Here is a 24,957-nt window from a genome sequence, read left to right as displayed (position 1 = left end):
GCCCACCATTAGCCCTGCCGCCAACTTGCGCCCCGAGGCAAGCGTCACGGTGACGCCATCGGGCTTGACCTCCTGCGCCACCACCGTCTCGCCCGATAGCAAGGTGATCCCCGGAGTATGCTGCATCGCATTGAGAAAGGCCGCATAAAGGAAGCGATCCTCCAGCATGTGTCCCATTGGGCCTTCTTCGATCTCGGCGGCGTCGAAGTGCAGGAAGAAGGGTGCGGCCCCTTCGCCAGCGCGGCCGTCGCTGGCCTTGATCTCCAGCATAGGCTGCGCCTTGTCCGCCACGCTGTCCCAGACGCCGATGGCCTTCAAGAGCCGCACCGAGGCGATGGCCAGCGCATAGGCCCGGCCATCAAAGCCCGCCTCCGCCCGGTCCGGCGCCGGGCGGGCGTCGATCACGGTGACACGGAAGCCCCCATGGGCCAGGGCAAGCGCCAGCGCCGGGCCGTTCAGCCCCCCGCCCGCAATCAGGATGTCGGTGTCCCAGGTCATGTCCCTTTCTTGGCCCCCTTGGAACGGATTGTCCATGCGTCGCCAAGCCGCTACCCTTCCCTGCAAAACGGGGGGCGGGAATGAGCGGAACCTGGGCACACATGACCGCGGCCGAGCTGGGTCGCGAGATTGGCGAGGGCCGGATCAACCCGGTGGAATTGACCGAGTTCTTCCTGGACCGGATCGAAAGCCATCCGCTTGCGGGACGCATCTATGCCCGTGTCACGCCAGCACGGGCACGGGGAGAGGCGATGTCGGCGGCTGCCCGGGCCAAGGCGGGCCTGCGCAAGGGGGTGCTGGACGGGGTGCCCGTCAGCTGGAAGGACCTTTTTGATACGGCAGGCGTGGCGACCGAGGCGGGCTCGGCGTTGCTGAAAGGCCGCACGCCGAACAGTGATGCTGCCGTGCTGGAGACTGCGACGCTGCAGGGTCTGGTCTGCCTGGGCAAGACGCATATGTCGGAACTGGCCTTCTCGGGCCTTGGGCTGAACCCGGTGACGGCCACGCCGCCCTGTCTGAATGACGACAGGGCCGTGCCAGGCGGGTCATCCTCGGGCGCCGCGGCTTCTGTTGCCTTCGGACTCGCTCCGGCGGCCATCGGTTCGGATTCGGGAGGCTCGGTTCGGATTCCCGCAGCCTGGAACGATCTGGTGGGGCTGAAGACGACGGCGGGAAGTCTGCCGATGACGGGTGTTGTCCCCTTGTTCGAGGCGTTCGACACGATCGGCCCGCTTGCCCATTCGGTCGAGGACTGCAACCACCTCTTTGCCGCGCTTGGCGGGGAGGCGGCGGCCGACCTTGGCGGCGCCAGTCTGTCGGGCGCCCGCATTGCCGTCCTGCAGACGCTGGCGCTTGACGACCTGCGCGAACGGCCCGCCCAGGGTTTCGAGGATGCGACGCGGCGCTTCGCCAGGGCGGGCGCGGAAATCCATCATCTCGCAGCACCAGAAGCGGCCGAGGCGGTGGCTCTTGCTGGCATCGTCTGCACTGCCGAAGCTTACGGCATCTGGAAGACCACCATCGAAGCCGCGCCGGAAAAGATGTTCCCGCGCATCCTGGACCGCTTCCGTTCGGGCGGGCAGATCAGCGCGGTGGACTATGTCGCGGCCTGGCGCAGGTTGCGGCAGATCCGGGCCAGCTGGGCTGACCGCGCGTCGGGCTATGACGCCGTGATCCTGCCGACGTCGCCGATCCTGCCGCCCGAAGCGAATCGGCTGATGACCGATGACGCCTATTACGTGACCGAGAACCTCTTGGCTTTGCGCAACACCCGGATCGGCAACATGCTGGGTCTTTGCGTCCTGACCCTGCCGACCTCGCAGCCCTCCTGCGGGGTCAGCCTGATGTGTGGTCCCGGGGAGGAGGCACGGCTCTTGCGGCTGGGCGCGGCGGCGGAACGGGCGCTGCAATAGCGGTTGCGCCCTGGGAAGATTACACCCGGTGATAGGGCGAGCCTGCCAGGATCGTCGCCGCCCGGTAAAGCTGTTCGGCCAGCATCACCCGCACCAGCATGTGCGGCCAGACCATGCGGCCAAAGCTGAGCGTCAGGTCAGCCCGGGCACGCAGGGCCGGGTCCACCCCGTCCGCCCCGCCAATCACGAAAGCCGCATCCTGCCGGCCCGCATCGCGCCATCCGGCCAGCGCCTGCGCGAATTCGGGGCTGGAGAGCGTCTTGCCCCGTTCGTCCAGCACGCACAGCGCAGCGCCGTCAGGGATCGCGCGGGACAGAAGCAGCCCCTCGGCCGCCATGCCGCCGCCCTTCCTGTCCTCGACTTCGTGTTCACTGACCGGACCCAGCCCCAGGGGACGGCCCGTCCGGTCCAGACGTTGCAGGTAATCATCCACCAATGCGCGCTCTGGTCCCGCGCGCAGGCGGCCCACAGCGCACAGGTGCAGGCGCATCAGACTTCGGCAGAGCGGGTCGTCCCCGCCGGCAGCCACATCTTTTCCAGCTGATAGAAGTCGCGCACTTCCGGGCGGAAGACGTGGACGATGACGTCGCCCGCGTCGATCAGCACCCAGTCGCCGGTTTCCTTGCCTTCCATGCGGACCGAAATCCGCAGGTCCTGCTTCAGACGGTCGGCAAGTTTTTCCGAGATCGAGGCCACCTGACGCGACGAGCGGCCCGAACAGATGACCATGTAGTCGGCCACGTCGGACCGGCCACGCAGGTCGATCTGGACGATCTCCTCGGCCTTGTCGTCGTCGACAGACTTCAGGACCAGGGCCAGAACATCCTCGGACCGATAGTCTTGCGGGGCTGCGTCAGCGGGTTTCGGGCGCGGACCGACCGGCAGGCCGGTGGCAGGATCAGAATGCGACAGGACCAGGTCCTCCAGAGGAAGCGCGGACGAATGCCCCCGCGCCGGGCCTTTGGGCCAAGCCTAGCACCGGGGTGGGCCAATCTCAACCGAAGGCGGGCGGGTACGCCTTATTCCGCCCTTTGGCAAGGCTTGATCGTCCGGGCGATGCACGGGCGCGCTGTCAGGCGGGGGGCATTCCGGACGCGGTCGCCCCCAAGCCAAGAACGCCCGTCGTCATGTGCCGCTTGCGGCCGAACCCCGGCTGCCGGGTGACCGTGAAGCCGGCTTCGGCCAGCGCGCGGCGGACATGGCCCGCTGCGGTATAGGTTGCGAAGGTTCCCCCCGGCGCCGTGTGGCGGGCAACCTCCGACATCAGCGCATCGGACCAAAGCTCGGGGTTCTTGGCGGGGGAGAAGCCGTCCAGAAACCAGGCATCGGCCTGGCCGTCCCAGGCAGGAAGCGTCTTGCGCGCGTCGCCCAGAAGGATCGTTGCGGTCAGGTGCGGAAACTTCAGCACCGTGGCACCCGCTTCCCACTGGCGCAGGAAGGGGTCGGCGACGCCTGCGACCTCGGGAAAGGCTTGCAAGGCGCGGGCGATGTCCGGGGCGGGCAGCGGGAACGCCTCGAAGCTGGTAAAGTGCAGATGCCCCGGCCCCTGGTGCGCCAGCAGGACCGCGAGCAGGTTCAGCCCCGTGCCAAAGCCCAGCTCCGCGATCCGGAACCCGTCGCGGAACCGTCCCGGCAGTCCGTTCCCGGCCAGAAACACATGCCGTGTTTCGTCCAGCCCACCCCCCAGCGAGAAGTAGGGGTCGTCGAACCGGCGCGAGACGGGGATGGTCTCGTCACGCCAGTCTAGCATCGGAGTCAGGTCGGGCATCGGAGTCAGGTCGGGCATCGGGGTCTGGTCGGGGCTGGCCATCGCGGATAGTCCTTTGCGCGACGTGATGGTCTTGGGGCAACGGAATGGCAAGCGTTGATGTGACAGTCCGGGGCGGGGGGATCTTTGGTCTTTCCATCGCCTGGGCCTGCCTGGCGCGCGGTGCGCGGGTCCGGGTGATTGAAGCGCAGGCCTGGGGTGCGGGCTCATCGGGCGGGCTGGTCGGGGCGCTGTCGCCGCATGTGCCGGAAGCCTGGAATGCGAAGAAGGCCTTCCAGCTGGACAGCCTTCTGATGGCTGCGGACTGGTGGGCCGGGGTCGAGGCGGCCTCGGGCCAGCCCTCGGGCTATGCGCGCCTTGGGCGCCTGCAGCCCCTGGCCGACGACCGCGCGGTCGATGCCGCCCGGCGGCGTGAGGGCGAGGCCGCGACCTTCTGGCAGGGCCAGGCTGAGTGGCAGGTGATCCCCGTCACCGGCAAAGCCTGGGAACCCGCGTCGCCCTCGGGCTGGCTGGTCCGCGACACGCTTTCGGCCCGGCTTTCGCCCCGCATGGGGTTGGCGGCCCTGGTCGGCGCGCTGCAGGCCCGAGGGGCAGAGCTGACCTTGGGCGACGGTGACGCTGCGGGGGCCGTGATCCATGCGACGGGCCTTGCCGGGCTGCAGGACCTGTCTCAGGCCTTTGCTATGCCCGTGGGATCGGGAGTGAAGGGCCAGGCGCTTGCCCTGCGGTTCGATGCAGGCGACCAGCCGCAACTTTTCGTCGACGGCCTCCACATCGTGCCTCATGCCGACGGGGCGGTCGCCATCGGCTCGACGTCCGAGACCGCCTGGGAAAACGACGGCCCGGACGCGCAGCTTGATGCGCTTCTGGCAAAGGCCGTGGCTGCGGTCCCTGCGCTTGCCGGGGCCGTGGTCACGGATCGGTGGGCCGGAGTGCGCCCCAAGGCCGCCAACCGGGCGCCGGTCCTGGGGGCCTGGCCGGGTCGCGCGGGACATTTCGTGGCGAATGGCGGGTTCAAGATCGGCTTCGGCATGGCCCCCAAGGTGGCCGAGGTCATGGCCGACCTCGTGCTCGACGGTCGGGATCAGGTCCCGCCCGACTTCCGGGTGGAGACCCTGCTTCAGAAGACCACGACCCGCCGATAGGTGATCGAGGTCGGCCGGTCAAAGCCCGGATGGGCCGTCCGTCCGGTCTCGACAAAGCCCATTGCCTCGAAGGCCCTCTGGTTCTCGGCCAGTTCCACGCGCGTCTGCAGTTCCAGCGCGGCAAGCCGCAAGGCCCGCGCCCGGACCTCGGCCTGGTTGACCAGCCGCCGCGCCAGGCCCTGGCCCCGGTGGCTGGCTGCGACGGCCAGCTTGCCCAGATACAGCACACCCGGCCTTGGGGTCAGGAAGACGCAGGCGACCGGCGCGCCGACGACCCAGACCTCACCAGTCCGGGCCTGGCGGGTCAAAGCCTCGGGCGTCAGGTCGCGCAACGACGATGGCGGGTCGATCCGCCCGTCCATATAGGCGAAGGCCTCGTCCAGAAGCGCAAGGATCGCGGGCCAGAGGGCGGGGTCTGTGACAAGGCGCGGGTCCATTTCGGCAGGTTGGCCTCTGTGACATCGGACCGCAAGAGGCGGCCCGGCGGCTCGCCTTTCCGGTCGGCCTGGGGTAAGGCAGCGCCAAGTCGCAGCAGGAGCCCGAATGACCCCCGCCTATCCCCAGATCCGCGACCTTGTGCTGATCGGCGGCGGACATTCCCATGCGCTGGTCCTGCGGATGTGGGGGATGGACCCCTTGCCTGGGACCCGGCTGACAGTGATCGACCCCAACCCGGTTGCGCCCTACACGGGGATGCTGCCCGGTCTGATCGCCGGGCACTACCAGCGCGACGAGCTGATGATCGACCTGGTCCGCCTTGGGCGTTTCGCCGGGGCGCGCGTCATTCTGGACCGGGTCACCGGAATCGACCCCGAGGCGCGGCTGATCCACCTGGCCGGGCGTCCGCCGCTGCCCTATGACCTTGCCGCGATTGATGTGGGCATCACCTCGGACCTGCCGTCGCTGCCGGGCGCGCTGGACCACGCCGTCGCCGCCAAGCCCCTCGGCCGCTATGCCGAGGCCTGGGAGGCCTTTGTCGCCCAGGCTCCGGCGCGGCCACGGGTGGCGATCCTGGGGGCGGGCCTGGGCGGAGTGGAGCTGGCGCTGGCCTCGGTGCATCGGCTGGGCGGCACGGCACAGGTGACGCTTCTGGATCAGGCAGATGCGCTTCTGCCTGCACTTGTCCCTGCGGCGCGCAGGGCGCTGGAGCGGCGGCTGGCGGCGGCGGGTGTCGTCCTGCGGCTGGGCGTCCGGGTGGTCGAGGTCCGGGCCGGGTCGGTCCTGCTGGAGGGCGGCGAAGAAGTCGGCTCGGACTTCACGCTGACGGCCACGGGGGCGCGGCCGCATGGCTGGCTGGCCGAGACGGGGTTGGCGCTGGAGCGTGGGTTTGTGGTCACGGATGCGACCCTGCGGACCTCGGACCCTCGGGTCTTCGCCTCGGGCGATTGCGCGGGGATCAAGGGCGATCCACGGCCCAAGGCCGGGGTCTTCGCGGTGCGGGCGGCCAGGGTGCTGCACGCGAACCTGCGCGCGGCGCTGATGGGCAAGCCGCTGGCGCCGTTCAAGCCGCAGTCGGATTACCTGAAGCTGATCTCGCTGGGCGAGAAGGCTGCGGTGGCCGAGAAATGGGGGCTGACCCTTTCCGGCCCGCGGTTCTGGCGGCTGAAGGACCGGATCGACCGGGCCTTCATGGACAAGTTTGGCGACTATCCGGCGATGACGGTGCAAACTGCGCCTGCGATGGCGACCGACGGATTGGCGGCGCATCTGGGCGGGCGGCCCCTGTGCGGTGGCTGCGGCGCAAAGCTGGGGCCGGGGGTGTTGTCGCGGGCGCTTGCGTCGGTTCCTGCCCCGGTGCGGGCCGAGGTGCTTTCTGGCCCGGGCGATGATGCGGCCGTGTTGCAGGCCGGGTCAGGGGTGCAGGTCCTGACGACCGACCACCTGCGGGCCTTCTGCAACGATCCGCGGCTGATGGCACGGCTGGCGGCAATCCATGCGCTGGGCGATGTCTGGGCGATGGGTGCCTCGCCTCAGGTCGCTTTGGCGCAGGTCACACTGCCACCTTTGGGGCCAGACTTGCAGGCCCGGATGCTGGCCGAGGTGATGGACGAGGCCGGGGCGGTGTTCCGCGCCGCCGGGGCGGATGTGGTCGGCGGGCATTCCACGGAAGGGGCCGAACTGACCATCGGCTTCACGGTGACGGGACTTTCCGACCGACCCGTCGGCAAGGGCGGCGCGCAGGCAGGGGATGCGCTGGTGCTGACCAAGCCCCTGGGCTCGGGCACGATCCTTGCGGCCGAGATGGGTTTGGCACGGGTGCAGGGGCTTCTGCTGGGCGAGGTCTGGGCCGGGTGCATCGCGCAAATGTCGGTGGCGCAGGGGACGGCTGCGGCGATCCTTGCACCCGTGGCACGGGCGATGACCGATGTGACGGGCTTTGGGCTGGCCGGGCATCTGCTGGAGATGCTGGAGGCGTCGGGCGTCGCGGCGCGGGTGCAACTGGGCGATGTGCCGCTGATACCGGGCGCGGTGGAACTGGCGCGCGCCGGGGTTGGCTCATCACTGCAACCGGCAAACCTGGCAGCCGTAAGCTGGCGGATGGACGCGCCGCAAGACGCTCGCGTGGCGCTCCTGACAGACCCGCAAACCTGCGGGGGGCTTCTGGCTGCGGTTCCCGCCGGTCTTGCGGGTGCTTTGGTGGAGCGCCTGCGAAAGGCGGGGCATCAGGCAGCGGTCATCGGCGAAATCGTCGCCGGTGCGCCGCGGCTGACAGTCGTCTAGATCAGGCCTTCCTTGCGGAAGAGGTCCTTGAGGTCGGCCTCGGGCCTGGCGCCAAAGTGAGTGATGACCTCGGTCGCAGCGATGCAGCCCATGCGCCCAGCCGTGGCCAGCGACTGGCCGGTCGCATAGCCGTAAAGGAACCCAGCGGCGAAAAGGTCACCCGCGCCCGTGGCATCAACGGGCACCACCCGGCGGACTGGGGCAAGCGCAGTTTCCTCCCCCCGAACGATGATCACATCTTCGCCTGACCGGGTGCAGACGATCAGACCCGCGTCTGCCGCTGCCTGTTCAAGCGCGGCCGACAAGTCAGTCTGATAAAGCGAACACCATTCATGTTCGTTGCCAATGACGTAGTCCAGAGACTTGACCAGACGGCGAAAGTCGGTGCGATGCCGATCCACGCAGAACGGGTCGGACAACGAAATCCCCGCCTTGCCGCGCGCCTTGTGACAAAGGTCGACCGCCCTTTCAAAGGCCTGTTTGCCCTTGGGCTTGTCGTAGAGGTAGCCCTCCAGAAACAGGATTTCGGCGCTGCCCGCCACGCTTTCGGACACATCTTCGGGGCCCAACTCCGAGGAGATTCCAAGGTAGGTGTTCATCGACCGCTCACCGTCGGGAGAGACGAAGATCATCGAGCGGGAGGTGGGAAGTTCCCCGCCCGGAACCGGCGGGTTGACGAATTCAGTGCCCTCATCGGCCATGCTGCGAGCGTAGAAGCGGCCAAGCGCGTCATCATGCACCCGGCCGATGAAAGCGGTCGTCAGGCCAAGACTGCCCAGCCCCGCCAGCGTGTTCGCCACCGATCCGCCCGGGGCCTGCTGGCGATTGGTCATCGCGCCGTAAAGCAGTTCGCCGCGTTCCCGTTCCACCAACTGCATGATGCCCTTCTGGATGCCCATGAGATCCAGAAAGCTGTCGTCAGCCGAGGAAAACACATCGACGATCGCATTGCCGATGCCGACGACCTGGTAGGACTTCATGCGGTCTTCTCCGGATAAAGGCACCAGTCCCGGATCGGGCAGATGCCGCATTTGGGTTTGCGCGCGACGCAGATATACCGGCCATGCAGGATAAGCCAGTGATGCGCGTGGTGCTGGTATTCCACCGGCACGTTGTCCTCGATGGCGCGTTCGACTTGCGCCTCATCCTTGCCCGGGCAGATGCCGGTGCGATTGCCGACACGGAAGATGTGGGTGTCGACGGCCTGAGCCGGGTGGTGAAACCACATCGACAACACCACATTCGCCGTCTTGCGCCCGACGCCCGGCAGGGTGACCAAGGCGGCGCGGGAGGACGGCACCTCGCCGCCGAAATTCTCGATCAGCAGGCGCGACAGCTTGATGACGTTCTTCGCCTTGTTGCGGTAGAGGCCGATGGTCTTGATGTGGTCGATCAGGGCATCTTCGCCCAAGGCCAGCATCTTCTCCGGCGTGTCGGCGATCTGGAACAGCTTGCGGGTGGCCTTGTTCACGCCAACGTCGGTCGCCTGCGCCGACAGCGCGACGGCGACAAGCAGGGTGAAGGCGTTGACATGTTCAAGCTCGCCCTTCGGTTCGGGCTCGACTTCGGCAAAGCGCGCGAAGACCTGTTTCAGGGCGGAATAGGGAAGCTGCGGCGTCATGGCGCCCTTTTGCCAGCCGGGGTGCCGTGACGCAACGGGCTTGCGGTCAGGGGGCGGGCAAGGCCGGGTCCTGCTCGCAGCGCGACAGCGGGATTTCGGTCAGGCGCGAGACCGACAGGACAGTGTCGTACTGGCCGCGGCTGGCGTCGAATTCCCCCTCGGCGCAGGCACAGCTGTAGCCATAGCGCTGGGTGACTTGGCCGGCATAGTCGATGCGCAGCCGGTCATCGAACGCGGTCGTATAGGCATCCTCGAACCCCGGGACGGGGGCGCGGCCTTGCATGGAAAGCCACCATTGGCCGTCGGCATCCTCCAGGATCACATTGGCGGGCGTGGGGTTGTGGTACCAGCCACAACGGGTTTCGGCCTGGGCGGGAAGCGCGGCCAGAAGGCTGGCAGTCACCAGGAACGGACGGAGCATCGGGAACCTCATGCGTCGGATGGTGCCACTGACCACAGCGCCACCCATTGGCTCAAGGCGGGAAAACCGGATGCGCAGGAAGCGGGTCGCCCTGTGCGAGTGGTGCGGATAAACCTTGCGAAAGCTCGTCGTTCGACTTCGTCTTCTCCTCGCGAGGGCGAACGTCGCGAGGAGTGACGAAGTCATCGACGAGCCACCCCGAGGATATCACCATGACCGACCAATCCCCCGCCTACCATTACCAGGTGATCGCCCGCGCGCTGAAGGTGATCGACGCGACCGGCCCCGCGCTGACGCTGGAGGACCTTGCAGCGAAGATGCAGATGAGCCCGGCGCATTTTCAGCGGGTCTTCAGCCAATGGGTCGGCGTCAGCCCGAAACGCTATCAGCAATACCTGACCCTTGGTCATGCGCGCAGGCTGCTGGCGGACCGGCACACGATGCTGGGCACGGCGCTGGAGACGGGCCTGTCGGGCGCGAGCCGCCTGCACGACCTCTTCCTGACCTGGGAGGCGATGTCGCCGGGCGACTATGCCCGGGGCGGCGCGGGGCTGGAAATCCGCTGGGGCTGGTTCGACAGCCCTTTCGGCCCGGCGCTGGTCATGGCGACCGTCAAGGGCATCTGCGGCATGGGATTTGCCGACGAAGTGGGGGCCGAGGCGGCACTGGAAGACCTGATGCGGCGCTGGCCGAAGGCGACCTATGTCGAGGACCCCACCGCCCTGCGCCCGATGGTCGAAGCGGCGTTTGCCGGGAAGGCGACGGAAATGCACCTGATCGGCGCTCCATTCCAGATCAAGGTCTGGGAGGCCTTGCTGGCGATCCCCTCGGGCCATGTCACCACCTATGCCGACATCGCGGGGGCCATCGGTCATCCGCAGGCGCACCGGGCGGTGGGGACGGCGGTCGGGCGCAACCCAATCAGCTTTCTGATCCCCTGCCACCGGGCCCTGCGGCGGGACGGGGGGCTTGGCGGCTATCACTGGGGCCTGCCCCGCAAGCGCGCGATGCTGGCCTGGGAGGCCGCCCGCACAGATTTGTGATGCGCGGAACCCTGCCGAAGCGCATGGGAACCGGCAGCCTCTCGACGCCGTTGGTGTATTGTGGCACGGGTCTGAGCACAGGCCCACCAACGGGCGAACTATCGAGGCGAGAGCAAACATGATGATGAAGACCCCCCTGATCCTGGCTGTGGCCGGCACGTTGTCCCTGACTGCCTGCGTCGATCCCAACGCCTTTCCGGACGATCCGAATGCGCGTCAGCGCCAGGGCGCGATCATCGGCGGACTGACCGGTGCCGTGGCCGGCGTGGCCGTGGCCGGTGACGGCGACGAGCTGAAAGGCGCGATCATCGGTGGCGCGCTGGGCGCCGGAACCGGTGCCATCATCGGCGCCGACCTTGACCGTCAGGCAGCTGAACTGCGCGGCTCGCTGAACTCGAACATTTCGGTCACCAACACCGGCGAATACCTGATCGTGAACATGCCGCAGGACCTGCTGTTCGCGACCGACAGCGCCTCGGTCCGTCCGGACCTGCGCGCCGACCTGAACACCGTGGCGGCCAGCCTGCTGCGCTACCCGAACAGCCGGATCGAGGTGATCGGCCACACCGACAACACCGGCAGCGCGGCCTACAACCAGGACCTGTCCCAGCGCCGCGCCGTGTCGGTGGCCAGCGTCCTGCGCGAAAGCGGCGTGCCGGGTGCCCGTGTCGCAGCCTTTGGCCGGGGCGAGGATCAGCCCGTCGCGTCGAACCTGACGCCGGAAGGCCGTGCCCAGAACCGCCGGGTCGAGATCATCATCCGCCCGACGCGCTAAGCACCATACAGGAACCACAAGGGGTCAGCTTCGGCTGGCCCCTTTTTCATTGAGATTCTGGCTGAATCGGTCATATTTCCGAACCAATAGCCAGGGTCCGCCATGCCATTCCTGAAAGTCACGCCCGAGAAGCTGTCGAATTCGGTGGTCCGCCAGATCGAGCAGTTGATCCTGCGTGGCATCCTGCGTCCCGGTGAACGTCTGCCGTCGGAACGTGAGCTGGCCGACAAGCTGGGCGTCTCGCGCCCGTCCCTGCGCGATGCCATCGCCGACCTGGCCGATCGTGGGCTGCTGGTCAGCCGGGCGGGGTCGGGCATCTTCGTGGCCGAGGTGCTGGGCTCGGCGTTTTCTCCCGCGCTGACACAGCTTTTCTCGACCCATGACGAGGCGGTCTTCGACTACATCAGCTTTCGCCGCGACATGGAGGGGTTGGCGGCCGAGCGTGCGGCGGTTTTCGGGTCCGAGACCGACCTGAAGCTGATCGACACGATCTGCCGCAAGATGGAAGCCGCGCACCTGAAACGCGACCCCTCGGACGAGGCGCGGCTGGACGCGGAATTCCACATGGCGATCATCGAGGCCAGCCACAACGTCATCATGCTGCACATGCTGCGGTCGATGTTCGATCTTCTGCGGCAGGGCGTGTTCTACAATCGGCAGATGATGTTCAAGAACCGCATCACCCGCGACCAGCTGCTGGACCAGCACCGGGCGATCAACGCGGCGATCCAGGCCCGCGATCCTGATGCTGCGCGGGCAGCGGTGGGGGCCCACATGGCCTATGTGGAGCAGGCGTTCCACGACCAGATGCGCGCCGAAAAGCACGAATCCATCGCGCGCCAGCGGCTGGAGCAGGAGGCAAGTCGCTAGCCTGCCGCCCAAGGCCCGCTTGCCGAGTTGCATCAGCCCTTGCCCGCGGGCATATAGAGGCGGTCCCGAAAAGGAAGCGCCATGCAGTACCTCGACTTCGAAAAGCCCCTCGCCGACATCGAAGGCAAGGCGGAAGAGCTTCGCGCGATGGCCAAGACCAGCCCAGGCATGGACGTGTCGAAAGAGGCCGAGGCGCTGGATCGCAAAGCCGATGCGGCGCTGCGCGATCTCTACAAGAACCTGACCGCCTGGCAGAAGTGCCAGGTCGCCCGGCATCCCGACCGGCCGCATTGCCAGGAATACATCGACACCCTGTTCACCGAGTTCACCAGTCTGGCAGGCGACCGGGCCTTTGCCGACGATCACGCGGTGGTCGGGGGGCTGGCGCGGTTCAACGACCAGCCGGTGATGGTAATCGGCCACGAAAAGGGCAACGACACCAAGTCCCGCATCCAGCGGAACTTTGGCATGGCCCGGCCCGAGGGGTATCGCAAGGCCATCCGCCTGATGGACCTGGCCGACCGCTTCCGCATCCCGGTGATCACGCTGATCGACACGGCGGGCGCCTATCCCGGCAAGGGCGCCGAGGAACGCGGGCAGGCCGAGGCCATCGCGCGGTCGACCGAGAAGTGTCTGTCCATCGGGGTGCCGCTGATCAGTGTGGTGATCGGCGAGGGCGGCTCGGGTGGGGCAGTGGCCTTTGCGACGGCAAACCGCGTCGCGATGCTGGAGCATTCGGTCTATTCGGTGATCTCGCCCGAGGGCTGTGCGTCCATCCTGTGGAAGGATGCCGAAAAGATGCGTGAGGCCGCCGAGGCTTTGCGGCTGACCGCGCAGGACCTGCAAAAGCTGGGGATCATCGAGCGTATCGTGAAGGAACCGCTGGGCGGCGCGCAGCGGTCCCCCAAAGAGGCGGTGGATGCCGTGGGCAAGGCGATCGAGGCGATGCTGGGCGATCTGATCGGCAAGAAGCCCGAGGCTTTGGTCAAGGACCGGCGGCAGAAGTTCATCGACATGGGCGCAAAAGGGTTGGCGGCGTGAACCCCTGGGTGATCGTCGCGATTGCGGGGCTGATGGAGACCGGCTGGGCGCTGGGGCTGAAGTATTCCGAGGGCTTCACGAAGCTGGTGCCCTCGGTGGTGACCATCGTGCTGGCCCTGGGGTCGTTCTACCTGCTGTCCGTGGCGATGAAGACGCTGCCGGTCGGGACGGCCTATGCGGTCTGGGTCGGGATCGGGGCCGTCGGGACCGCCATCGCGGCGGTGTTCCTGTTCAACGAACCTGTCAACCTGATGCGTGTGACCGGGGTGCTGCTGATCCTTGCCGGGATTGCCGCGCTGAAGTTCGCATGATCCGCGGGCTGGTCCTCTGCGCGCTGCTGGCGGCCCCGGTCGCGGGCGGCACGCTGGAGGGCCGGCTGGTGACCTTTACGGTCGAGACCTGGAACGACCGGGAGGCCCCGCTTCTGGTGGCGCGGGGGCGGACCGTGACCGTCGGGCAAGGGACCGAATTCGGTCTGGGGCCCGAGGGTTTCACAGGCGGGCTGGACGTCGTGCCGGTGGCGGTCGAGATCGGCCCGACGCGGATCGAGCTGAGCTATCCCAAAGGGATCGGGCGGTTCTTTGATGCCAAGTTCAACGGCTATGTCCTGCGGTTCGAGACGGACTGCGCCCTCTTCGCTGCTGTCTCGGTCGATCCGGCGGGGACGACGATGAAGGTCACCGATGTCTGGGCCGAGACCGGGGCCTTGTATATCAACGTCTCGGGGCTGGGCTATGGGCCGGAGGCGACTCTGGCGCTGGATCTGGAAGTGGCGGACTGTCCGCTGAGCTGAGCTGCCCGCGGATGGGCAGGGTTTCGGGGTCACGATATCAAGAGGTTGGCTGCGAGCGTTCAGGATCTTTTGGCGCCTTTCCTGCGGCTCGTCGTGCGCCTTCGGCTTCTCCTCGCGAGGTGCGCGCGGGGAGCGATGAGGGTCGAAGTCCTCGAAGAGCGGTTTCACCCCATCGTCTGCCGAGAGTGGTGTTCCAGTCCTTTTCGTTCGTCCGCCTGGCTGGCCGCTGGGGGTTTCACACCCCCAGACCCCCGTGGGATATTTGTGCAAATGTGAACGGAGACTTGGGTCTCGGCTTCCGCTTGGGCTTGGGAGCGGCGAGGTCGGCGGCCATGGCCTTCAGGGCGGAAGTCACCGGTACCGGATCGTCGAGCGCGTCGGTGGCCGGGAGGTGCGGCTTCGCACCGGGGTAGGGTGCGCCCAGCGGACAATCGGGCAGGGCGGACGTCGCGCAGGTTCGAGGTAAAGCTGGTCGTTGCAGACCATGGCCACGACCTTTCCGCCGAGGTAAAGCGTGTATTCTCCGAACATCTTGCGGGAGGTCAGCGGCAGGGGGGCGAGGGCGTCGAGGAGATGCTCGATGGTTTCGGACCGGGTGGTCGTCAGGCGCGGAAACCCGCATCGCGCATCAGGCGGTTGGAATGGGTTTCGACCTGAGTTTCCAGGCGGGCCATGAACTCTTGCACCTTGAGGCCGGGCGCGATGGGGTCGAGGAATTCGACCACGGCAAGGCCGGGTTTGCGCAGGAGGCCGCGCTTGGGCCAGAACAGGCCCACGTTGGTCGCGACGGGCACACAGGGTTGTCCCAGCTGTTCGTAAAGCAGGCCGGTGCCGACCTTGTAGGGCTTTGCGTCGCCAGGGGCCACGCGGGTGCCCTGCGGGTAGATGATCAGCTGGCCCGGCTCGGCGGCCCCGGCGGCGACGTCGGCCTTCATCTTGGTGATGGCGGCCCCGCGCTTGCCGCGGTTCACCGGAACGCAGCCGATCTTCAGCGCGTACTGGCCCAGGAACGGGGTGAAGATCAGCTCGCGCTTCATGATGAACTTGCCGGTGGGGACGGCGTTGAAGATCAGGATGATGTCGAGGAAGCTTTGGTGCTTGGCCGCGATGACGGCCTCGCCGGTGGGGGGCGTGCCCCGAACCTCGCAGCGGGTGCCGCAGAGGAGGCGGAGCGTGAAGATCACCCAACGGCAGTAGGTCTTGCAGGCCGCGCGCGCCCCGGTGCGGGAGAAGAGCGCCCAGGGGGCGAAGGCCAGGGCGATGACGGCCATTGCCAGGTACATCTGGACGATGAAGACCAGCGACAGGAGCCAGCGGATCGGGGTCATGTCAGCTCTCTCAGCTTCTGGAAGGCGGCGCGGCGGGTGGCGAGGAAGGCCACGATAGCGGCCAGGGGCGGTAGCGCCAAGGGCCAGAGCCAGCCCCAGCCGGTGAAGCCAAGGCCGGTCAGAAAGCCCCCGGCGGCGTCGGCTGCGGGAAGGGCCGCAACACCGGCAAGGCCCGCCGCCGCCCCGATGGCGGCCCCGCCCAGGGTGCGCAGGGTGAAGCGGCGCACGAAGGCGCGGGCGATGTAGGTGTCCCGGGCGCCGATCAGGCGGAGGACACGGATCTCTTGCGCGTTGGTTGCAAGCGCGGCCCGGGCCGCAAGCGTGATCATCGCGGCCATCGTGGCCCCGATCAGCGCGATGGAGAGGACGCCAAGCAGGCGGATGCGGCTGGCGGCCTCGGCCAGGGGGCGGCGCCAGCGGGTGTGATCGTCCAGAATCGCGCCCGGGGCCTCGGCGGTCAGGCGCTGGCGCAGGCCTTCCGAATCGTAGGGCGGGTCGGCTTCCACAACCTCGATCAGGCGGGGGATCGGGAGGGCCTCGATCGGCAGGCCGGGGCCGAACCAGGGTTCCAGAAGGGTGCGCGTCTCGTCGTCGTCGATCAGGCGGTAGCTGGCGATGCCGGGGGTGGTGGCAAGGGTGGCCAGGATCGCGTCGGTCTGGATCTGGACCTGCTCGGCCGGGGCCGAGAGGCGGATGGTGGCGGTCTTGGCCAGGGCCTCGGACCAGCGGGTGGCGAGGCGGCCGGAGGCAAGCGAGAGGGCCAGCGCGAAGACGCAGAGGAAGGTCATCGCCCCCGCCGTGAAGGTCGTCAGCCAGGCGGTCGGACCGGAGGGGGGGACGACCTCCAGCGCGCGGGTGGCGGGCGAAGCGGGCTTGGGCTTGGGGAACTTCACAGGTCGGCCCCCGCAAGCTGGACCCGATGCTTGGCAATGCGCAGGACGCGGGCCTGGATCTGGGCCTTGGCCTGGCGGATCAGGTTCAGGTCGTGGGTGGCGACCAGGATGGTCTTGCCCATCTTGTTCAGTTCGACCAGCAGGGTCAGGATCCGCAAGGACATCTCCCAATCCACGTTGCCGGTCGGTTCGTCCGCAAGGATCACGTCGGGGTCGACGATGACGGCGCGGGCCAGGGCGGCGCGCTGGCGTTCTCCGCCCGAGAGTTGGGGGGGCAGGGCGTTGGCAAGATGGGCAAGGCCGACCCAGCCGAGAAGATCGTCAAGATCCTGCGGGTCGCTTTCGCGGTCCGAGACGGTAAACGGAAGCGCCATGTTGGCGGCCAGGGTCATGTGGTCCAGGAACTTGCAGTCCTGGTGCACGATGCCGATCCGGCGGCGGGTGCGGGCGACATCGTCGCGGGACAGCCGGGTGACGTCGTTGTCAAAAAGGGTGACGCGGCCCGAGGTGGGCTTCAGCTCGGCATAGGCAAGCTTGAGGAAGGTGGATTTCCCCGCGCCCGAGGGGCCGGTCAGAAAGTGGAAGGACCCCGGTGCCAGCTTCAGCGAGACGTCTGACAGAAGCTCGCCCCCGCCATAGCTGTAGGCCACGTTCTCGAAGGTGATCACGGTTGTCCCCTGCTGCCCGATGCGTCCGGAAAAGTGGCATCCGGGTCGCTGCCACTGCGCTTTCCATCGCACAGGGGGAAACGATTGCACAAGGGTAAGCGACAAACCCTTGGAACGACTGGAATTACGGATTACAACGAGTGCGGCAGCCGGAAAAAACAGGCTTGAGGGACGATGATGCGGTTGGTTTGTCCGAACTGTGAGGCCAAGTACGAGGTCCCGGAAGACGCGATCCCGGAGACCGGGCGCGATGTGCAATGCGCCAATTGCGGACATTCCTGGTATCAGATGCGGCCGCGTGCCGCTGTGGCCGAGGCTCCTGTGGCAGCGGCGCCTGCAGCGGTGCCGGTCGCCGCGCCGGTCGCCGCGCCTGTTGCCGCAGCGCCCGTCGCAGCGCCCGTCCCAACCCCTGCCGCCGCCCCAGAGGCCCCGGTCGAGGCCTCGGCGCCGCAGGTGGTGACAGAACCTGAGGCGGTGGTCCCGGCGTCCGCTGATCCCGTTCCGGTCGACGTGACGGAAGTGCCTGACGCGGCTGTGGGCATGGTGGAGCCTGCACCTTTGGCCGACGCGCCGGTTCCGGCTGACGACACCGAGCCGGCCCCCGCTGATCCCGAAGTGCCTGCTGCGGTCGAGACCGTTTCGGATGAACGCGCCGCGGATGACGTCGTGGCCCCGGCTGCGGTCGCCGAGACGCTGCCTGATCCAGAGCCTGAGATTGCCGACCTACCCGTCGAGCCGGTCGCCGCTGCGGGCGCGGCAGCTTATGCGGTGGACGATTCCGTCCTGGCCATTCTGCGCGAGGAAGCCGAGCGTGAGGCCAGGGCCCGCAAGGCCGAAGTCGCAAAGCCGCTTGAGACCCAGACCGAACTTGGCATCGAACAGGCCGTCCCAGAGGTCAGCCTGCCGCACCAGCCGGTCTATGAGGATGCAACCCTTGCGGCCCGCCGTGCACGCCTGCCCGATGTCGAAGAGATCAATTCGACCTTGCGCCCGTCCGAGGCGGTGGTCGATGAACCTGCAGACGACACGACGCTGGCGGCGACCGAAGGGCGCAGCAGCTTTCGCAGCGGATTTCTGATGGTGCTGACGGTGGCGATCCTGGGCTCGGCGGTTTACGGCAGCGCGGACGCGATTGCCGAGGCGGTTCCGGCGCTGACCGGGGTGCTGAAAAGCTACGTCGGCTTCGTGGACAGCCTGCGCCTGCAGCTTGACGGGCTGATGCAAAGCGCGACTGTGGCGATCAACGGCACCTGACGCCGCCAATTCGGCTTGCCCCTAGACGGGCGCGCCTTTATCCCTTGCGGCCAAGCCATTTCCCGCAAGGAGCCGTCATGTCCACCAACGCCCGTTTCGACAAGTCGAAGCTTCCCAGCCGCCATGTGACCGAAGGTCCGGCGCGTGCCCCGCATCGCAGCTATTTCTACGCGATGGGGATCACCGAGGAAGAAATCCACCAGCCCTGGGTGGGTGTGGCGACCTGCTGGAACGAAGCGGCCCCCTGCAACATCGCGCTGAACCGCCAGGCTCAGATCGTCAAGCACGGCGTCAAGAAGGGCGGCGGCACCCCGCGTGAGTTCACGACGATCACCGTGACGGACGGCATCGCGATGGGGCACGAGGGGATGCGGTCCTCGCTGGCGTCGCGGGATGCGATTGCGGATACCGTGGAACTGACGATGCGCGGGCATTGCTATGACGCGCTGGTGGGCCTTGCCGGGTGTGACAAAAGCTTGCCGGGCATGATGATGGCGATGATCCGGCTGAACGTGCCGTCGGTCTTCATCTATGGCGGGTCGATCCTGCCGGGCCGCTACAAGGGCCAGGACATCACCGTGCAGGACATGTTCGAAGCGGTGGGCAAGCACCAGGCGGGGAACCTCTCGGACGCGGAACTGGAGATCATGGAGCGGGTGGCCTGCCCCTCCAGTGGTGCTTGCGGTGCCCAGTACACGGCGAACACGATGGCTTGCGTTTCGGAAGCCATCGGGCTTGCGCTGCTGAACTCGTCTTCGGCCCCGGCCCCCTACGAGTCCCGCGACCAGTATGGCGAGGCTTCGGGCGTCGCGGTGATGAACCTGATCGAGAAGAACATCCGCGCGCGGGACATCGTGACGCGGAAGTCGCTGGAGAATGCGGCGCGGGTGGTGGGCTGCACGGGCGGGTCGACCAACGCGGCGCTGCACCTGCCGGCGATGGCGCACGAAGCGGGGATCGACTTCGACCTCTTCGACGTGGCGGCCTGCATGAAGGACACTCCGTACTTCGTCGACCTGCGGCCGGGTGGGAAATACGTCGCCAAGGACCTGCACGAGGTAGGCGGCGTGGCCGTGGTGATGAAGGAACTGGCCAAGGCCGGGCTTCTGCACCTGGACTGCATCACCGCCAGCGGCAAGACGCTGGGCGAGTCCCTGGACGAAATTCGCGGCGAGGCGGACGGCCGGGTGATCTATCACATCAACAGCCCGATCACCAAGACCGGCGGCGTGGTCAGCCTGAAGGGCAACGTGGCCCCCGACGGGGCCATCGTGAAGGTCGCCGGCATGAGCGAGGCCGAGCAGGTCTTCAGCGGCCCGGCGCGGGTGTTCGAGTGCGAAGAGGATGCCTTCGCCGCCGTGAAGGCGCGGGAATACAAGGAAGGCGAGGTCATCGTCATCCGCAACGAAGGCCCCGCAGGCGGGCCGGGGATGCGCGAGATGCTGTCGACCACGGCGGCCCTGTCTGGTCAGGGCATGGGCAAGAAGGTCGCGCTGATCACCGATGGCCGGTTCAGTGGTGCGACACGGGGCTTCTGCGTGGGTCACGTCGGGCCGGAAGCGGCGCATGGCGGGCCGATTGCCCTTTTGCAGAACGGCGACATCATCACGCTGAACGCGCTGACGGGCGAGTTGTCGGTGAACGTCTCGGACGAAGAAATGGCCAAGCGCAAGGCCGAATGGAAAGGGCCGCGCAAGACGCAGTATACTTCGGGCGCGGTCCACAAGTTCGCCAAGCTTTGCGGTGGGGCGCGCTGGGGCGCGGTGACGCATCCGGGCGGCAAGGGCGAAAGCCACGTCTACATGGACCAGTAAGGGCTGATGGCCGGTCGCATCGCACAGTTTCTGGAGGTCTGGCATCAGCGCAGGACCGAAGGGCGGTGGGCGCGGCTGGCCGAGGCGGCGCCCGAGGTGGACAGCTTCGAGCTGCGCGCTCTGCGGGCCGAGGCGCGGGGCATGCGGCGGCAGCTGGACCGGGCGCTGCAGGTGGCCGACGCGCGGCTGGCGGTCCCGGCGCTGACCGCCGGGCTGCCGCAGATGCCGCTGGGCACTGACTGGGCCTGGCGTCCCGACCTCTGGCGCGGGGCGCTGGCCGAACCGGGGGCGGTGGCCGCGACGGACCGGACCCCGCTGGGCGAGGGTGTGGCGCTTTACCACGATTGCCCTCTGGGCGAGATCGTGGTGCGGCAGGTCCGCAACGACAAGCCCGAGGATCGCGCGCCCTACGGGCTGGCCATTGATGTCTTCGGCTTCAAGGGCAGCTTTCTGTCGCTGGCGATCAACCTGCCAGCGGCAGCCGTCGAGGGGCTGAAGTCGCGCCATCTGGTGCGCGCCGAGATGGTCGTCGACAGTGAGCACCCGCTGAAGGCGTTCACCCGGCTGAACATCAAGAACGGGCCGAACGTCGCGCAGCCGGTCAGCGCTTTGCCGGAGCAAGGCCGCGACAAGGTGGCAGAGTTCGACCTGGCCTATGCCGACCTGAACGACCGGCGGATCGAGAGGGCCTGGCTGGACCTGATCCTGAACGAGGCGGCGATGACCCGCCTCGTGATCCGCGACCTGGTGGTCAGCCGCAGGCCCAGGGCCGAGTTGTAAGGGTGCAGGATGAAGGTTGAAGAGGGCGGGATTTCAGGCGGGGTCTGGGAGGCGCTGGTGACAGCGACCGAGCCTCCGGTCATCGAGGCGCTGCATGGCGGCCGGGTGGTCGAGGGGGTGCAGGTCCAGCCCGTTCCCGGACAACCGGGGCGCTTTGCGCTGCGGGTGCCGATCCCGGCCTGGGTCCTGAACGAGGGCCTGCAGACGATCCTGGTGCAGTCAGGCGGGCAGACGCTGGCCACGGTAACGCTGGTCGCCGGTCAACCGCTGGACGGCGACATCCGGGTAGAGCTGAGCCTTCTTCGGGCCGAACTCGACCTCTTGAAGCGGGCGTTTCAGCGCCACGTGCGCGAGGGATAAGTCCTTCGGGAACCCTCGTCGTTCGACTTCGTCTCCTCCTCGGACGGCGGGGCCCTGCGAGGAGCGACGACGTCGACGACGAGCGGTGGGTCAGAGTTGCGACAAGAGGTGTTCGCCCGCCGAGATTTCGCAGCCGGTGCCGGTTTCCGGGTTGAACTTCGTCACCACGCCGTCCTCGGCCAGCAGCGAATAGCGCTTGGACCGCGCGAAGAAGCCAAGGTGCGGCACGTCGAACGTCAGGCCGATGGCCTTGGAAAAGCTGGCATCGGCATCGCCCAGCATGGTGATCCCGGCGGCGGTGGCGCCCGTGGCCTCGCCCCAGGCCTTCATCACGAAGGGGTCGTTGACGCTGACGCAGATGATCTCGTCCACGCCCTTTTCGGCGAACTTCTGTGCGGTGCGGATGAAGCTGGGGACATGGGCGGTCGAGCAGGTGCCGGTGTAGGCCCCCGGAAGCCCGAAGATCACGACCTTGCGGCCCTTGAGCTTGTCGGACAGTTTCACCGCCTCGGCCCCGGCGTCGCCCATGTGCAGGAGGGTGGCGTCGGGCAGTTTCGAACCTTCGGCAATCGTCATTTTCAGTTCCTCATGGTCGCGGCGCGTTGCACCTGTTGCGCCTTGGGTTATAGGGTCCGGCGCGGAACATGCCAGAGGGGGAAGTGCCATGCGGGTGGTGATCGTCGGGGCCGGGCAGGCGGGCGCTGCATTGGCCGCGAAGCTGCGGGCCTTGGGCCATCAGGGCGAGATCGTGATGCTGGGCGACGAGCCCGCGCCGCCCTACCAGCGCCCGCCCCTGTCAAAGGCCTATCTTCTGGGCGAGATGGAGGAAGACCGGCTGTGGCTGCGCGCGCCGGAATTCTGGGCCGAGAACGGGGTGGAACTTCGGCTTGGCCAGGCGGTCACTGAGATCGACCCCGCGGCAAAGACCGTGACCGTGGGCGGCGAGGTGCTGGAGTATGACCATCTGGCGCTGACCACGGGGTCGACGCCTCGGCGGTTGCCGGCTTCGATCGGCGGGGCGCTGGAGGGGGTCTATACGGTCCGCACCTTGGCTGACGTGGACGCGATGCGGGCCGAGTTCCAGGCGGGCCGCAAGGTCATCATCGTGGGCGGCGGCTACATCGGGCTTGAGGCGGCGGCGGTGGCCTCGAAGCTGGGGCTGGACGTGACTGTGCTGGAAATGGCGCCGCGCATCCTGCAGCGCGTCGCCTCGCCCGAAACCTCGGATTATGTCCGTGCGCTGCATCAGGCACATGGCGTAACGGTGCTGGAGTCGACGGGGCTGAACCGGCTGATCGGCGATGACCGGGTCGAAGGCGCGCTTTTGACCGACGGGCGCCAGCTTCCGGCAGATTTCGTGATCGTGGGGGTCGGGATCACGCCGAACACGCAGCTGGCCGAAATGGCCGGGGTGACCATCGACAACGGTATCGCGACGGACGAGCAGGGCCGGACCTCGGACCCGTCGATCTGGTCGGCGGGGGACTGTGCGTCCTTCCCGTGGAAAGGCGGGCGCATCCGGCTGGAATCCGTGGGCAATGCCATCGACCAGGCCGAGGCGGTGGCGGCGAACATTCTGGGGGCGGGCGCGCCCTATGAGGCGAAGCCGTGGTTCTGGTCGGACCAGTATGACCTGAAGCTGCAGATCGCCGGGCTGAACAGCGGGTATGACCATATCGTCACCCGCAAGGGCGAGGGTGACGTGGCAAGCTTCTGGTACTATCGCGGTGCGGCCCTGCTGGCGGTCGATGCGATGAACGACAGCCGAGCCTACATGGTGGGCAAGCGGCTGATCGAGATGGGCAAGTCACCCGCACCCGAGGTGATCGTCGCGACCCCCGACCTGAAGACCCTGCTCAAGGCCTGACCCCCCTCACCCCCGACCCCTCTCCCCGAACGGGAGAGGGGAGCGTTCCCGGAGACCGAATGCGGATCATTGGCGGCAACCGACGTGGCCTGAAGCTTGCCGATGTGGGCGAGGGCGACGCTGCGGCGCATCTGCGCCCAACCTCGGACCGGGTGCGCGAGGCGATCTTCAACCTCTTGATCAATGCTCACGGCAACCCCGTGGCGGGCGCTCGGGTGCTGGACCTGTTCGCCGGGACTGGTGCCCTGGGGCTGGAGGCGTTAAGCCGGGGGGCATCGCAGGTGACGTTCGTCGATGACGGCGCGACGGCGCTGGGGTTGATCCGGGCGAACATCGCCAAGATGCGGGCCGAGGCGGAAACGCGGGTCATCCGGCAGGATGCGCGGAAGCTGGGGCGGAATGCCGGGTCTGCCTATGGGCTGGTGTTCCTGGACCCGCCATACGGAAAGGGTCTTGGAGAGGTCGCCTTGGCCGCGGCTAGGACGGGCGGCTGGCTTGCGCCGGGGGCGATGGTGGTCTGGGAAGAAGGGGCGGCCCCAGTGGTGCCCGAGGGGTTCGCATTGGCGGACCAGAGGAAGTATGGCGATACGGCGGTGACATTGCTGCAGGTGGTGGGATGACGGCGATCCAGGATCAGATCGAGGTGGCGTTCTCGTTCGCTGACCTGCCCTTGCCCAGTTTGATGAAACGGGTTCAGGCGTTTCATCAACCCAGTCGCGGCTGGCAAATTCTGGCGTCTGTGGCCGCGTGGCTGGTGTTGACCATCGGTTTCCTTGGGCTGTTCCAACTGGGAAATGGGTATCCCGCAGAGGGTCCCGAGTTTGCGATGGTCGGCTTTGCATCGGGCATGGTTGTGACTGCTCTTTTGCTGATGTTGATGAGCCGCGCGATGTTCAAATCCACTATCGCGGCGATCACGGAGGCCCCCTCTCGGCAGGGCCAAGTGAGGATCGTTTTGGGTGAAGATGGGTTGGCCTTTCATGGTCACGGACCGTCGGTCGTCCAAACCCGGGAGAACGTCTCGGAGGTGGTCGCGGTTCAGGATGTCACCTTGATCATGCCATCGCGTTCCGAGTTCTACCCGGTTCCACATGCCAACCTGCCAGCAGGGATCACGCCCGAGATCCTGCTGGAACGCATTGCCCTCTGGCGCAAGCAAAAGCTGGGCGCGCAATGACCCGCCCCGAGGCCGTATTGTTCGACTGCGACGGGGTGGTCGTCGACAGCGAGGGGCCGACGCTGGCGTTGTTCGTCAGGGAACTGGCCGAACATGGCCTGCTGCTGACGCTGGAGACGTTCGAGGCGGATTACCTGGGCCAGACGGTCGAGATGGTGGCCCGGCAGGCGACCGAGGCTGGCGCGCGGTTGCCGGATGGCTGGGTGGCGCAGTTCTACAGTCAGATGAATGATCTGCTGATCGCCGGGGTGCCATTGGTGCCGGGGGTCGTGGCGGTGCTGGACCGGCTGGACGCGGCGGGGGTTCCCTATGCGATGGGGTCGAACGGGTCGCTGGCGAAGATGAAGATCACGCTGGGCCAGCACGGGATCGAGGGGCGGTTCCGGGCAGTGCTGTCAGGTCAGGCGCTGGGCGCGCCGAAGCCTGCACCGGATGTCTATCTGGCAGCTGCGGCGGCCTGTGGCGTGCGGCCCGAGGCTTGCGTGGTGATCGAGGACAGCGCGATGGGCGCGCGGGCCGGTCTTGCAGCGGGGATGCGGGTGCTGGGCTATGCGGCGCACGGGGCCAGGACGCCGACCGCCGTATCGGTGGCGGCGCTTGGGGTGCCGCTCTTTCACCGGATGGAAGATCTGCCGGGGTTGTTGGGACTTTAGCGGACGCCTCCTCGTGCGACTTCGTCTTCTCGTCGGAAGGGGCGCCGCGCAGCGA

General features: G+C 67.4%; 30 protein-coding genes. 17 read left to right on the top strand and 13 right to left on the bottom strand.

The window, feature by feature from the left end; genetic code table 11:
• The coding region (locus tag U1E69_RS15095) for an FAD-dependent monooxygenase (protein WP_322245232.1) at positions 1–498 on the bottom strand (498 nt) is incomplete at its 3' end.
• An 80-nt stretch (positions 499–578) separates the two neighbouring features.
• Here U1E69_RS15095 and U1E69_RS15090 point away from each other — a divergent pair.
• Positions 579–1,910, top strand: a complete 1,332-nt coding sequence (locus tag U1E69_RS15090) for an amidase (protein WP_322245231.1) — start codon at positions 579–581, stop codon at positions 1,908–1,910.
• A gap of 19 nt (positions 1,911–1,929) precedes the next feature.
• On the opposite strand, the gene rlmH is transcribed toward U1E69_RS15090, so the two are convergent.
• The 3 genes from rlmH to mnmD all read right to left on the bottom strand — a co-directional run bounded on the left by rlmH (position 1,930) and on the right by mnmD (position 3,720).
• A complete protein-coding gene (gene rlmH / locus U1E69_RS15085) occupies positions 1,930–2,400 on the bottom strand; it encodes a 23S rRNA (pseudouridine(1915)-N(3))-methyltransferase RlmH (protein ID WP_322245230.1) in 471 nt (156 codons plus the stop codon).
• The gene (rsfS, locus tag U1E69_RS15080; protein WP_416200293.1) at positions 2,400–2,795 is read right to left on the bottom strand and encodes a ribosome silencing factor; all 396 of its coding nucleotides are present in this window, start codon (positions 2,793–2,795) and stop codon (positions 2,400–2,402) included. The genes rlmH and rsfS overlap by 1 nt, the downstream gene beginning before the upstream one ends.
• A 187-nt stretch (positions 2,796–2,982) precedes the next feature.
• Positions 2,983–3,720: a tRNA (5-methylaminomethyl-2-thiouridine)(34)-methyltransferase MnmD gene (mnmD, locus tag U1E69_RS15075; protein WP_416200291.1), complete on the bottom strand. Its 738-nt coding sequence runs from the start codon at positions 3,718–3,720 to the stop codon at positions 2,983–2,985.
• A 44-nt stretch (positions 3,721–3,764) separates the two neighbouring features.
• On the opposite strand from mnmD, the gene U1E69_RS15070 reads away from it, so the two are divergent.
• A complete protein-coding gene (locus U1E69_RS15070; protein ID WP_322245229.1) occupies positions 3,765–4,823 on the top strand; it encodes an NAD(P)/FAD-dependent oxidoreductase in 1,059 nt (352 codons plus the stop codon).
• On the opposite strand, the gene U1E69_RS15065 is transcribed toward U1E69_RS15070, so the two are convergent.
• Positions 4,799–5,260 carry a GNAT family N-acetyltransferase gene (locus U1E69_RS15065; RefSeq protein WP_322245228.1) on the bottom strand — a complete coding sequence of 154 codons (462 nt, stop codon included), beginning with the start codon at positions 5,258–5,260 and terminating at the stop codon, positions 4,799–4,801. The two genes, U1E69_RS15070 and U1E69_RS15065, sit on opposite strands and share 25 nt — an antisense overlap.
• 106 nt (positions 5,261–5,366) lie before the next feature.
• Here U1E69_RS15065 and selD point away from each other — a divergent pair, with 106 nt between their 5' ends.
• Positions 5,367–7,544, top strand: a complete 2,178-nt coding sequence (selD, locus tag U1E69_RS15060) for a selenide, water dikinase SelD (protein WP_322245227.1) — start codon at positions 5,367–5,369, stop codon at positions 7,542–7,544.
• On the opposite strand, the gene U1E69_RS15055 is transcribed toward selD, so the two are convergent.
• Genes U1E69_RS15055 through U1E69_RS15045 form a run of 3 tightly spaced genes read right to left on the bottom strand, consistent with a single transcriptional unit; the run spans position 7,541 to position 9,586 of the window.
• Complete coding sequence (locus U1E69_RS15055) at positions 7,541–8,524, bottom strand: adenosine kinase (RefSeq protein ID WP_322245226.1); 984 nt, start codon at positions 8,522–8,524, stop codon at positions 7,541–7,543. The two genes, selD and U1E69_RS15055, sit on opposite strands and share 4 nt — an antisense overlap.
• Complete coding sequence (nth, locus tag U1E69_RS15050; protein WP_322245225.1) at positions 8,521–9,165, bottom strand: endonuclease III; 645 nt, start codon at positions 9,163–9,165, stop codon at positions 8,521–8,523. The genes U1E69_RS15055 and nth overlap by 4 nt, the downstream gene beginning before the upstream one ends.
• Positions 9,166–9,211: 46 nt before the next feature.
• On the bottom strand, positions 9,212–9,586 hold the full coding sequence (locus tag U1E69_RS15045; RefSeq protein ID WP_322245224.1) for a DUF4087 domain-containing protein: 375 nt from the start codon (positions 9,584–9,586) through the stop codon (positions 9,212–9,214).
• A 212-nt stretch (positions 9,587–9,798) separates the two neighbouring features.
• On the opposite strand from U1E69_RS15045, the gene U1E69_RS15040 reads away from it, so the two are divergent.
• The 6 genes from U1E69_RS15040 (at position 9,799) to U1E69_RS15015 (ending at position 14,108) form a co-directional block, all read left to right on the top strand.
• On the top strand, positions 9,799–10,629 hold the full coding sequence (locus tag U1E69_RS15040; RefSeq protein WP_322245223.1) for a methylated-DNA--[protein]-cysteine S-methyltransferase: 831 nt from the start codon (positions 9,799–9,801) through the stop codon (positions 10,627–10,629).
• Between the two features lie 118 nt (positions 10,630–10,747).
• On the top strand, positions 10,748–11,404 hold the full coding sequence (locus U1E69_RS15035) for an OmpA family protein (RefSeq protein WP_322245222.1): 657 nt from the start codon (positions 10,748–10,750) through the stop codon (positions 11,402–11,404).
• Between the two features lie 102 nt (positions 11,405–11,506).
• The gene (locus U1E69_RS15030) at positions 11,507–12,274 is read left to right on the top strand and encodes a FadR/GntR family transcriptional regulator (RefSeq protein ID WP_322245221.1); all 768 of its coding nucleotides are present in this window, start codon (positions 11,507–11,509) and stop codon (positions 12,272–12,274) included.
• An 81-nt stretch (positions 12,275–12,355) separates the two neighbouring features.
• Entirely contained in the window at positions 12,356–13,315 is a 960-nt protein-coding gene (locus tag U1E69_RS15025; RefSeq protein WP_322245219.1) for an acetyl-CoA carboxylase carboxyltransferase subunit alpha, read from the top strand.
• On the top strand, positions 13,312–13,626 hold the full coding sequence (locus U1E69_RS15020) for a multidrug efflux SMR transporter (protein WP_322245218.1): 315 nt from the start codon (positions 13,312–13,314) through the stop codon (positions 13,624–13,626). The genes U1E69_RS15025 and U1E69_RS15020 overlap by 4 nt, the downstream gene beginning before the upstream one ends.
• Positions 13,623–14,108, top strand: a complete 486-nt coding sequence (locus tag U1E69_RS15015) for a hypothetical protein (RefSeq protein ID WP_322245216.1) — start codon at positions 13,623–13,625, stop codon at positions 14,106–14,108. Before U1E69_RS15020 ends, U1E69_RS15015 begins: the two co-directional genes overlap by 4 nt.
• A 351-nt stretch (positions 14,109–14,459) precedes the next feature.
• On the opposite strand, the gene U1E69_RS22635 is transcribed toward U1E69_RS15015, so the two are convergent.
• Genes U1E69_RS22635 through U1E69_RS15000 form a run of 4 tightly spaced genes read right to left on the bottom strand, consistent with a single transcriptional unit; the run spans position 14,460 to position 16,997 of the window.
• On the bottom strand, positions 14,460–14,654 hold the full coding sequence (locus U1E69_RS22635; RefSeq protein WP_416200292.1) for a TfoX/Sxy family protein: 195 nt from the start codon (positions 14,652–14,654) through the stop codon (positions 14,460–14,462).
• A gap of 56 nt (positions 14,655–14,710) precedes the next feature.
• Positions 14,711–15,436: a lysophospholipid acyltransferase family protein gene (locus tag U1E69_RS15010; protein WP_322245215.1), complete on the bottom strand. Its 726-nt coding sequence runs from the start codon at positions 15,434–15,436 to the stop codon at positions 14,711–14,713.
• Positions 15,433–16,329 (bottom strand): cell division protein FtsX, encoded by an 897-nt coding sequence (locus tag U1E69_RS15005; RefSeq protein ID WP_322245214.1) that lies wholly within the window; start codon positions 16,327–16,329, stop codon positions 15,433–15,435. The genes U1E69_RS15010 and U1E69_RS15005 overlap by 4 nt, the downstream gene beginning before the upstream one ends.
• A complete protein-coding gene (locus U1E69_RS15000) occupies positions 16,326–16,997 on the bottom strand; it encodes a cell division ATP-binding protein FtsE (RefSeq protein WP_322245213.1) in 672 nt (223 codons plus the stop codon). The genes U1E69_RS15005 and U1E69_RS15000 overlap by 4 nt, the downstream gene beginning before the upstream one ends.
• Positions 16,998–17,171: 174 nt before the next feature.
• Between U1E69_RS15000 and U1E69_RS14995 the strand changes: the two genes are divergently transcribed.
• The 4 genes from U1E69_RS14995 to U1E69_RS14980 all read left to right on the top strand — a co-directional run bounded on the left by U1E69_RS14995 (position 17,172) and on the right by U1E69_RS14980 (position 21,205).
• Positions 17,172–18,251: a zinc-ribbon domain-containing protein gene (locus tag U1E69_RS14995; protein ID WP_322245211.1), complete on the top strand. Its 1,080-nt coding sequence runs from the start codon at positions 17,172–17,174 to the stop codon at positions 18,249–18,251.
• 77 nt (positions 18,252–18,328) lie between these two features.
• The gene (gene ilvD, locus U1E69_RS14990) at positions 18,329–20,065 is read left to right on the top strand and encodes a dihydroxy-acid dehydratase (RefSeq protein WP_322245209.1); all 1,737 of its coding nucleotides are present in this window, start codon (positions 18,329–18,331) and stop codon (positions 20,063–20,065) included.
• Positions 20,066–20,071: 6 nt separating this feature from the next.
• Positions 20,072–20,845: a DUF6478 family protein gene (locus U1E69_RS14985; protein ID WP_322245207.1), complete on the top strand. Its 774-nt coding sequence runs from the start codon at positions 20,072–20,074 to the stop codon at positions 20,843–20,845.
• 9 nt (positions 20,846–20,854) lie between these two features.
• Positions 20,855–21,205 carry a hypothetical protein gene (locus U1E69_RS14980; RefSeq protein WP_322245205.1) on the top strand — a complete coding sequence of 117 codons (351 nt, stop codon included), beginning with the start codon at positions 20,855–20,857 and terminating at the stop codon, positions 21,203–21,205.
• 90 nt (positions 21,206–21,295) lie between these two features.
• On the opposite strand, the gene U1E69_RS14975 is transcribed toward U1E69_RS14980, so the two are convergent.
• Positions 21,296–21,781, bottom strand: coding sequence for a peroxiredoxin (locus U1E69_RS14975; protein ID WP_322245203.1), 486 nt, complete (start codon positions 21,779–21,781; stop codon positions 21,296–21,298).
• A gap of 88 nt (positions 21,782–21,869) precedes the next feature.
• Between U1E69_RS14975 and U1E69_RS14970 the strand changes: the two genes are divergently transcribed.
• The 4 genes from U1E69_RS14970 to U1E69_RS14955 are packed head-to-tail and all read left to right on the top strand — an operon-like array spanning position 21,870 to position 24,902.
• On the top strand, positions 21,870–23,072 hold the full coding sequence (locus U1E69_RS14970; RefSeq protein WP_322245201.1) for an NAD(P)/FAD-dependent oxidoreductase: 1,203 nt from the start codon (positions 21,870–21,872) through the stop codon (positions 23,070–23,072).
• A gap of 59 nt (positions 23,073–23,131) precedes the next feature.
• Positions 23,132–23,692, top strand: coding sequence for a 16S rRNA (guanine(966)-N(2))-methyltransferase RsmD (rsmD, locus tag U1E69_RS14965; RefSeq protein ID WP_322245199.1), 561 nt, complete (start codon positions 23,132–23,134; stop codon positions 23,690–23,692).
• Entirely contained in the window at positions 23,689–24,249 is a 561-nt protein-coding gene (locus tag U1E69_RS14960; RefSeq protein ID WP_322245197.1) for a hypothetical protein, read from the top strand. Before rsmD ends, U1E69_RS14960 begins: the two co-directional genes overlap by 4 nt.
• Positions 24,246–24,902, top strand: coding sequence for an HAD family phosphatase (locus U1E69_RS14955; protein ID WP_322245195.1), 657 nt, complete (start codon positions 24,246–24,248; stop codon positions 24,900–24,902). The genes U1E69_RS14960 and U1E69_RS14955 overlap by 4 nt, the downstream gene beginning before the upstream one ends.
• Positions 24,903–24,957: the final 55 nt, after the last annotated feature.

The organism is Tabrizicola sp. (genome assembly GCF_034366665.1).
Taxonomy (GTDB): Bacteria; Pseudomonadota; Alphaproteobacteria; order Rhodobacterales; family Rhodobacteraceae; genus Tabrizicola.
The sequence above is the reverse complement of the archived record's forward strand: the minus strand, read 5'-3'. Positions and strand labels throughout refer to the sequence as shown.

What these genes read in the sequence shown, in the direction of transcription:
- U1E69_RS15015 (WP_322245216.1), top strand. Translation starts at nt 13,623, where the DNA reads ATGATCCGCGGGCTGGTCCTCTGCGCGCTGCTGGCGGCCCCGGTCGCG.
- U1E69_RS15070 (WP_322245229.1), top strand. Translation starts at nt 3,765, where the DNA reads ATGGCAAGCGTTGATGTGACAGTCCGGGGCGGGGGGATCTTTGGTCTT.
- selD (WP_322245227.1), top strand. Translation starts at nt 5,367, where the DNA reads ATGACCCCCGCCTATCCCCAGATCCGCGACCTTGTGCTGATCGGCGGC.
- mnmD (WP_416200291.1), bottom strand. Translation starts at nt 3,720, where the DNA reads ATGGCCAGCCCCGACCAGACCCCGATGCCCGACCTGACTCCGATGCCC.
- U1E69_RS15025 (WP_322245219.1), top strand. Translation starts at nt 12,356, where the DNA reads ATGCAGTACCTCGACTTCGAAAAGCCCCTCGCCGACATCGAAGGCAAG.
- nth (WP_322245225.1), bottom strand. Translation starts at nt 9,165, where the DNA reads ATGACGCCGCAGCTTCCCTATTCCGCCCTGAAACAGGTCTTCGCGCGC.
- U1E69_RS15045 (WP_322245224.1), bottom strand. Translation starts at nt 9,586, where the DNA reads ATGCTCCGTCCGTTCCTGGTGACTGCCAGCCTTCTGGCCGCGCTTCCC.
- U1E69_RS15065 (WP_322245228.1), bottom strand. Translation starts at nt 5,260, where the DNA reads ATGGACCCGCGCCTTGTCACAGACCCCGCCCTCTGGCCCGCGATCCTT.
- U1E69_RS15010 (WP_322245215.1), bottom strand. Translation starts at nt 15,436, where the DNA reads ATGACCCCGATCCGCTGGCTCCTGTCGCTGGTCTTCATCGTCCAGATG.
- U1E69_RS14970 (WP_322245201.1), top strand. Translation starts at nt 21,870, where the DNA reads ATGCGGGTGGTGATCGTCGGGGCCGGGCAGGCGGGCGCTGCATTGGCC.
- U1E69_RS14985 (WP_322245207.1), top strand. Translation starts at nt 20,072, where the DNA reads ATGGCCGGTCGCATCGCACAGTTTCTGGAGGTCTGGCATCAGCGCAGG.
- U1E69_RS15055 (WP_322245226.1), bottom strand. Translation starts at nt 8,524, where the DNA reads ATGAAGTCCTACCAGGTCGTCGGCATCGGCAATGCGATCGTCGATGTG.
- U1E69_RS15030 (WP_322245221.1), top strand. Translation starts at nt 11,507, where the DNA reads ATGCCATTCCTGAAAGTCACGCCCGAGAAGCTGTCGAATTCGGTGGTC.
- U1E69_RS15035 (WP_322245222.1), top strand. Translation starts at nt 10,748, where the DNA reads ATGATGATGAAGACCCCCCTGATCCTGGCTGTGGCCGGCACGTTGTCC.
- rsmD (WP_322245199.1), top strand. Translation starts at nt 23,132, where the DNA reads ATGCGGATCATTGGCGGCAACCGACGTGGCCTGAAGCTTGCCGATGTG.
- rlmH (WP_322245230.1), bottom strand. Translation starts at nt 2,400, where the DNA reads ATGCGCCTGCACCTGTGCGCTGTGGGCCGCCTGCGCGCGGGACCAGAG.
- U1E69_RS14980 (WP_322245205.1), top strand. Translation starts at nt 20,855, where the DNA reads ATGAAGGTTGAAGAGGGCGGGATTTCAGGCGGGGTCTGGGAGGCGCTG.
- U1E69_RS15090 (WP_322245231.1), top strand. Translation starts at nt 579, where the DNA reads ATGAGCGGAACCTGGGCACACATGACCGCGGCCGAGCTGGGTCGCGAG.
- ilvD (WP_322245209.1), top strand. Translation starts at nt 18,329, where the DNA reads ATGTCCACCAACGCCCGTTTCGACAAGTCGAAGCTTCCCAGCCGCCAT.
- U1E69_RS15040 (WP_322245223.1), top strand. Translation starts at nt 9,799, where the DNA reads ATGACCGACCAATCCCCCGCCTACCATTACCAGGTGATCGCCCGCGCG.
- U1E69_RS14960 (WP_322245197.1), top strand. Translation starts at nt 23,689, where the DNA reads ATGACGGCGATCCAGGATCAGATCGAGGTGGCGTTCTCGTTCGCTGAC.
- U1E69_RS14975 (WP_322245203.1), bottom strand. Translation starts at nt 21,781, where the DNA reads ATGACGATTGCCGAAGGTTCGAAACTGCCCGACGCCACCCTCCTGCAC.
- U1E69_RS14995 (WP_322245211.1), top strand. Translation starts at nt 17,172, where the DNA reads ATGATGCGGTTGGTTTGTCCGAACTGTGAGGCCAAGTACGAGGTCCCG.
- U1E69_RS14955 (WP_322245195.1), top strand. Translation starts at nt 24,246, where the DNA reads ATGACCCGCCCCGAGGCCGTATTGTTCGACTGCGACGGGGTGGTCGTC.